General features: G+C 66.4%; 4 protein-coding genes. 1 reads left to right on the forward strand and 3 read right to left on the reverse strand.

The window, feature by feature from the left end; genetic code table 11:
* Window positions 1–180: 180 nt before the first annotated feature.
* The 3 genes from C722_RS0120525 to leuA form a co-directional block, all read right to left on the reverse strand.
* The gene (locus tag C722_RS0120525) at window positions 181–1,131 is read right to left on the reverse strand and encodes an aldo/keto reductase (protein WP_017642315.1); all 951 of its coding nucleotides are present in this window, start codon (window positions 1,129–1,131) and stop codon (window positions 181–183) included.
* A 53-nt stretch (window positions 1,132–1,184) separates the two neighbouring features.
* Complete coding sequence (locus tag C722_RS25215) at window positions 1,185–4,496, reverse strand: EAL domain-containing protein (RefSeq protein WP_017642316.1); 3,312 nt, start codon at window positions 4,494–4,496, stop codon at window positions 1,185–1,187.
* A 140-nt stretch (window positions 4,497–4,636) separates the two neighbouring features.
* Window positions 4,637–6,307 (reverse strand): 2-isopropylmalate synthase, encoded by a 1,671-nt coding sequence (gene leuA, locus C722_RS0120535; protein WP_017642317.1) that lies wholly within the window; start codon window positions 6,305–6,307, stop codon window positions 4,637–4,639.
* Between the two features lie 363 nt (window positions 6,308–6,670).
* Between leuA and C722_RS0120540 the strand changes: the two genes are divergently transcribed.
* Window positions 6,671–7,102, forward strand: a complete 432-nt coding sequence (locus C722_RS0120540; protein ID WP_017642318.1) for a DUF4174 domain-containing protein — start codon at window positions 6,671–6,673, stop codon at window positions 7,100–7,102.
* Window positions 7,103–7,149 lie beyond the last annotated feature (47 nt).

The raw sequence follows: 7,149 nt of genomic DNA on the forward strand, positions 1-7,149 counted from the left end.
GCAGCCTTTTCCGCTCTTGATATCGGCTGCTGGAGCCACCCTCACCCCAGCCCTTTCCCGGAGGGAGAGGGGGTTGTCCGAGCGGGCGCTCGATATCGGTTGCGTGGGATCACCCTCACCCCAACCCTCTCCCAAAGGGAGAGGGGGGGCTGCTCCGTGCGCGTCCGTGGTCACGACACCTCAGCGATAGGCGCTGACCTGATTCAGCAGGGTGATGTCATCGGCCGGTAGCTGCAGCCGGGTGGCGGCCACCAGGTCGTCGAGTTGGGCCTGGGAGGTGGCGCTGGCGATGGGCGCGGTGATGCTGGGGCGGGCGATCAGCCAGGCCAGGGCGACCTGGGCCGGGGTGGCGTCGTGCTTTTCGGCGATTTCGTCGAGGCCGGCCAGGATGGCCATGCCGCGTTCGTCCAGGTAGCGCTTGACCATCTCCGCGCGTGAACCCTGCAGATCGTCCTTGGTGCGGTACTTGCCGGTCAGGAAGCCGCTGGCCAGGGAGAAGTAGCTGATCACGCCCAGACCGAGTTCCTCGACTACCGGTTCCAGGTCGGTCTCGTAATCCTGGCGCGCATGCAGGTTGTAGTGGGGCTGCAGGCTCTGGTACGCCGGCACGCCCAGGCGTTCGGCGATCCTGGTCGCTTCGCGCAGGCGCTGGCCGCTGTAGTTGGAGGCGCCGATCACCCGTACCTTGCCTTGCTCCACCAGCCGGGCGAAGGCGCCCAGGGTTTCCTCCAGCGGGGTATCCTCGTCATCGCAATGCGCCTGATAGAGATCGATGCGATCGGTCTGCAGGCGCTTGAGCGAAGCCTCCACCGCCTGCTGCACATAGCTGGCCTTGAGGCCCTTGCGGCCTTCGCCCATGTCCATGCCCAACTTGGTGGCCAGGATCACCTGGTCGCGCTTGCCGCTGCGGGCGAACCATTTGCCCAGCAGGGTCTCGGATTCGCCACCGCTGTTGCCCGGTGCCCAGCGCGAATAGACGTCGGCGGTGTCGATGAAGGTCAGGCCTGCCTCGAGCAGGGCGTCCAGCATGCGAAAGGACTGGGCTTCGTCCAGCGTCCAGCCGAAGACGTTGCCACCGAAGCAGAGTGGCGGCACCTGGAGGTCTGAGTGGCCAAGGGTACGTGTGTGCATGGAATCCTCATCCGGTTGGGGGCGTCATGCAGGTTACGACCGATGGCCGCGGCTCAAGGTTCGAGGCGTGATGACCCCGGCCACTCCCGCAGGGGGAGGGGTTTGCCGAGGGCGTAGCCCTGGGCGTAGTCGACGCCGATGGTGCCGAGCAATTCGAAGGTGGCCTGGGATTCGACGAATTCGGCGATGGTCTCGGCGCCCAGGTGATGGGCGACCTGGTTGATGGACTCGACGATGGCGCGATCCAGCGGATCCTGATCGAGGGTGCGGATGAAGCTGCCGTCGATCTTCACGTAGTCGACGCGGAAGTGCTTGAGGTAGGCGAAGGAGCTGAGGCCGGCGCCGAAGTCGTCCAGGGCGATGCGGCAGCCGCGTTCGCGGACCTGGCTGATGAGCGCGGAGGCCACCGAGAGCTTGTTGATCACCGCGGTCTCGGTCAGCTCGAAGAGCAGGCGCTGCGGATCCAGCGGCGAGGCGGCGATCAGCTCCAGCAATTCGGGCAGAAAGTCGGGATCGCTCAGGCTGTTGCCCGAGAGGTTGATGCCCACGTGCAGCTCAGGTCGTTCCTGCAGCCAGGGCACCAGCTCGACCAGCACCTGACGCACCACCCAGCGGTCGATGCTGCTCATCAGGCCGAAGCGCTCGGCGGCCGGGATGAAGGTGGCCGGCGAGATCAGCTGACCCTGGACATCGCGCAGGCGCAGCAGCAGCTCGACGTGCTGCGCGGTGCTGCCGGTGGCGCGAGTGGGGACGATGGTCTGGGCGTGGAGCTCGAAGCGGTGCTGCTCCAGGGCCTCGCGCAGGCCGCTGGCCATGAGGATCTCGCGGTGCTGGCGCTCCACGTCCTCGCTGCCGGCGCGATAGAGCGCCGCGCGATTGCGCCCGGCGTGCTTGGCGGTGTAGCAGGCCACGTCGGCCTGGCTCATCAATTCGGCCGGGCTGCGGGTCTCGGCGGTGATGGCGACGATGCCGGCACTGGCGCCGACGTCGTAGATCCGGTTCTGCCAGTTGAAGCGCACGGCACCTATGCTGGCGATGAGTTTTTCGGCGACGGCCTCGGCCTGTACCAGGTCGCAGTCGCGCAGCAGCAGCGCGAATTCGTCGCCACCGATGCGCGCCACCGCGTCCGAGCCACGCAGGGAATCGCGCAGCAGGGTGCCCAGTTCGCGCAGCAGCAGGTCGCCGGCGGCATGGCCGGCGGAGTCGTTGACCACCTTGAAGCGGTCCAGGTCGATGAAGCACAGGGCATGCTGGGTGGTGCCGGCCTGGGCCTGCTGCCAGGCGGCGTCCAGCTCCTGCTCGAACTTCAGGCGGTTGTAGAGACCGGTAAGGGCGTCGTGGGAGGCGTTGTAGCTCAGCTCGCGCTGCAGGTTGCGGGCATGGGTGACGTTCTGGAACACCAGCACCGCGCCGATGATGTGGCCATCCACCGTGCGTACCGGTGCGGCGGAGTCCTGCACCTCGTGTCTTTCGCCCTGGCGGCTGAGCAGCACCGCGCCTTCGTCCAGCGAGGTGATAGTCTGCTCGCGCAGGCAGCGGGTCACCGGACTGGGCAGCACCTCGTCGCTCTGGCTGTCGTGGATACGGAAGACCTCTTCGTGGGGTCGACCCTGGGCATCCGCCAGCGACCAGCCGGTCAGCTGTTCGGCGACCGGATTGAGAAAGAGGATGCGGCCGTCCATGTCGGTGGTCAGCACGGCGTCGGCGATGGAGGCCAGGGTGACCTGCAGCCGTTCCTTTTCCTCGTAGAGCGCCGTGGTCAGCTGGTGATGCTCGGTGACGTCGCGGTTGCTGCCGACCAGGCGTACATGACCGTCGGCCTCGACCACCGAGATCAGCTCGGAACGGATATGGCGGACCTCGCCGCCGGGACCGCCACGGTTGATGCGGAAGTTGAAGGTGTAGAACATCGACTCGCTGACGACCTTCTCGAACACCTCCAGCGAGCGCGCCTTGTCGTCCGGGTGGATGAAGGTGAGCCAGAAGTCCATGTCCCGGCTGAGATTGTCGGGGGCGATGCCATAGAGATCGCGCAGCCGGGCGTCGGCATTGAAGCCCGGACTGCGGGTGTCCCATTCCCAGATTCCCACGTTGCTGGCACGGATGGCCAGTTGCAGCCGCTCGCGCAGCCTGGCGTTGGTCGCCTCTGCGCGGCGCTGGGCGTCGATGTCGCGGGCCTGTAGCAGATAGCCGGTGAGCAGGTCGCCGTCGTCATGGTCGGGCGACAGTGCCAGTTGCATCCACAGCCCCTGGCCGTCGCGGTGCAGCAGACGGCGGGTCTGTTCGCCTTCCTCGATCGTCAGGGACTCTTCGGCGTCGGCGATCAACTCCTTGAGCAAGCGGCCGTCGAGACTGTGGCGCGGATAGCCGAGCATGGCCTCCAGGGCCAGGTTCACCTGGCTCAGGCGGCCCTCCACCGACAGCAGCGCCATGCCATAGGGCGCGGCGCTCAGGGCATGGCGAAAGCGCGCCTCGTTGCGCGCCAGGCGCTGGTTGTGATGACGGCTCTGCTGCACGGCGGCGGCCAGCAGCAGCGGTGGAATCTGCATCAGGGCCACGGGAATGTAGGTCAGGGCTTCCTGCACCAGGGAGGCGCCGCGGACACCGAGCAGATAACCGTGGGCCACCAGGTAGGTGAAGATCAGGATGTTCAGGCCGCCCACCACCGCGGTACCCGCGGCGCTGAGCCTCAGGGTCATCAGCAGCAGCAGGGTGGAGACGTAGACGAAGGGATAGGGCACGTAGGCCAGCAGGGCGAGCACCAGCCCGGGGCTGATCAGCAGCAGGACGACGAATTCGCGGGCGCCCTGGCGGCTGAACTGCTGCCACCGCAGCGGACGGCGGAGAAAGGCCAGGGGCATCACCACCAGCAGGCCGAGGGCATCCCCGAGGTACCAGTGCAAGGCGACCCGCAGCAGCTCGGGATTGCCCTGCTGGGCGGCGATCAGCGTTCCCAGGGCGGTGCCGGCCAGGGGCGTCACCAGTACCCCGTAGAACAGCAGTCGGCCCATGGCCGCGACATTGCGTTCGGGATGGAGGATGCGATCGTGCAGCAGCCAGGTGCCGAACAGGATCTCGGCCAGATTGGGTAGGGAATAGAGCGCGCCGATGGCCGGCTGGCCACTGAAGGGCAGCTCGGCCAGGGTGCCGGCCAGCCAGATCGCCAGCAGTTGCAGCGGCCAGCGGCGGGGCGCCGAGCGCAGCAGCCAGGCGATCGCCAGGCCATTGGGCAGCCAGAGGGTGGCCACGGTGGTGGACGCCTGGCGGGTGAAGAGGATGCACAGGACCGAGCTGAGCAGGAACAGCAGTGCCAGCGCGGTGGCGTCACGCAGCGGAGAGGTATTTCGCGACAGAGTGGAAGTCATTGCCTATCCAGACACACTGCTCGGCCGGCAGGTGCCGGGCAGACGAGACGATCCCGAGGAAGCGGGGAGTATCTCCGCTGGTTGGCCATAAAAAAAGGGAATACCGGTCGGTATTCCCTTGGGCTTGACCAACGTCAGCGTCAGGCGGCCTTGGCCTGGGCCTGGGTGACCGCGCGGTTCAGGGCGCTGAGCAGGGCGCGGAAGCTGGCGGTGGTGATGTTCTCGTCGATGCCGATGCCATGCAGCGGACGCTGGCCTTCCAGGCGGACCTCGATGTAGGAGGCGGCCTTGGCGTTGGCGCCGGCGCCGATGGAGTGCTCGTGGTAGTCCATGATCTCCACCGCCTGGGGCAGGCTGGCGACCAGGGCTTCCAGCGGCCCCTTGGCGGTGCCGTGCCAGTGCTCGGTACGACCCTCGACGGCGACCTTGATGTCGACGGTGGAGGTGCCATCTTCCTCGCGCAGCTTATGGCTGACCAGCGCATAGGGGCTCTTGGCCTGCAGGTATTCCTGTTCGAGCAGGCCGTGGATCTGCGCCGCGGTCATCTCCAGGCCCAGGCGATCGGTCTCGCGCTGCACCACCTGGCTGAATTCGATCTGCATGCGACGCGGCAGGCTGATGCCGTATTCCTGTTCCAGCAGGAAGGCGATGCCACCCTTGCCCGACTGGCTGTTGACGCGGATGACCGCCTCGTAGTCGCGCCCGATGTCGGCCGGGTCGATGGGCAGGTAAGGCACTTCCCAGAGCGCATCCGGCTTCTGCTGGGCGAAGCCCTTGCGGATGGCGTCCTGGTGGGAGCCGGAGAAGGCGGTATGGACCAGGTCGCCGACATAGGGATGACGCGGGTGCACCGGCAGCTGGTTGCACTCCTCGACGGTCTTGCGCACGGCGTCGATGTCGGAGAAGTCCAGCTCGGGATCGACGCCCTGGGTGTAGAGGTTGAGCGCCAGGGTCACCAGGCAGACGTTGCCGGTGCGCTCGCCGTTACCGAACAGGCAGCCTTCGACGCGATCGGCGCCGGCCATCACCGCCAGCTCCGAGGCGGCGACGCCGGTGCCGCGGTCGTTATGGGTGTGGACGCTGATCAGCACGCTGTCGCGGCGATCGATGTGGCGGCCGAACCACTCGATCTGGTCGGCGTAGTTGTTGGGCGTCGCGCACTCGATGGTAGCGGGCAGGTTGAGGATCAGCTTGTTGGCCGGGGTCGGCGCGAACACCGCGATCACCGCGTTGCACACCTCGACGGCGAAGTCGGTCTCGGTGGAGCTGAACACCTCGGGGGAATACTCGAAGCCCCACTGGGTCTCCGGGCGCTCGGCGGCCAGGCGCACGATGGTCTGGCCGGCGGCCACGGCGATGGCCTTGACGCCCGCCTGGTCCTGGTTGAAGACGATGCGGCGGAAGCTCGGCGCGCAGGCGTTGTAGTAGTGGACGATGGCGCGCTTGGCGCCCTTGAGCGACTCGAAGGTGCGCTCAATGAGGTCGTCGCGGGCCTGGGTCAGCACCTGGATGGTGACGTCATCGGGGATGTGCCCGCCCTCGATCAGCTCGCGGACGAAGTCGAAGTCGGTCTGGGAGGCGGAGGGGAAGCCCACCTCTATCTCCTTCAGGCCCACGGCGACCAGGCACTTGAAGAAGGCCATTTTCTTCTCGGCATCCATCGGCTCGATCAGCGACTGGTTACCGTCGCGCAGGTCGGTGGACAGCCAGATCGGCGCCTTGTCGATGACCTTGTCCGGCCAGGTGCGGTCGGGCAGGGCGACGGGCGTGAAGGGACGGTACTTCTGCGAGGGATCTTTAAGCATGGTCATGGCGATTCTTTCCTTGGGCGTGGTCGGGACTTACGAAGCGAGCGCGGTCGAGCTTCGCAGTCGTGGACTGACCAGTCGCAGGCAGCGGTGCTGCCGGAGGAGGATGAGGGTATGGGCGTTGTGCATGGCGCTAACGGTAGTCCGCTCAGGGTAGGGCTCGCAATCTTCTTTTTAAAATTGGCAGGAATGGTCGTCTAGACTTTATAGCCGACGATTTATTGCTATGTAGGGATCCCTATTGGTGATTTATGAACAGTGGGTCTGGCGGTTTTTGTGTAACCCGAAATCGCCAGGGCGATCCCTGACGCCGGACCGAGGTCAATGCTGGACGACTCTTGGCAACCGAACGGAAGGAAGGCGTCCATGAAGACCCTCGCACTGGTAGGCCTGGCGACCACCCTGATCGCCGGTCTGGCCTCGACGGCCCAGGCGGCCGACAACCCCCTGGAGGCGGAACGCTGGAAGACCCGACCGCTGATCCTGGTCGCGCCGACGGCGAACGATCCCCAGGTGGTGAAGCTGCGCGAGGAGCTGGCGCAACCGGCCAATCGCGAAGCCTTCGTCGAACGGGACATGGTGCTCTATACCGTGGTGGCCGGCGCCGCCAGCCGCAACGACCAGCCATTGCGTCCGGAGCAGACCCGGGCGCTGCTCAAGGCGCTGGACGCCCGCGCCGTGCAGCCGGCGACGCTTTATCTGGTAGGTAAGGATGGTGGGATCAAGGTGCGCGAAGAGCAGGGGTGGTCGCTCAAGGCCTTGTTCGGCACGGTCGATCGGATGCCGATGCGGCAGTGAGGGAGGGGACCCTCACCCCAACCCTCGCCCAGGGGGAGAGGGGGCCT

This window comes from Pseudomonas sp. 313, assembly GCF_000316965.1.
Lineage (GTDB): Bacteria > Pseudomonadota > Gammaproteobacteria > Pseudomonadales > Pseudomonadaceae > Chryseomonas > Chryseomonas benzopyrenica.

Excerpts from the sequence above, each read along its gene's own strand:
- C722_RS0120525 (WP_017642315.1), bottom strand. The coding sequence starts at position 1,131 with ATGCACACACGTACCCTTGGCCACTCAGACCTCCAGGTGCCGCCACTC.
- C722_RS25215 (WP_017642316.1), bottom strand. The coding sequence starts at position 4,496 with ATGACTTCCACTCTGTCGCGAAATACCTCTCCGCTGCGTGACGCCACC.
- leuA (WP_017642317.1), bottom strand. The coding sequence starts at position 6,307 with ATGACCATGCTTAAAGATCCCTCGCAGAAGTACCGTCCCTTCACGCCC.
- C722_RS0120540 (WP_017642318.1), top strand. The coding sequence starts at position 6,671 with ATGAAGACCCTCGCACTGGTAGGCCTGGCGACCACCCTGATCGCCGGT.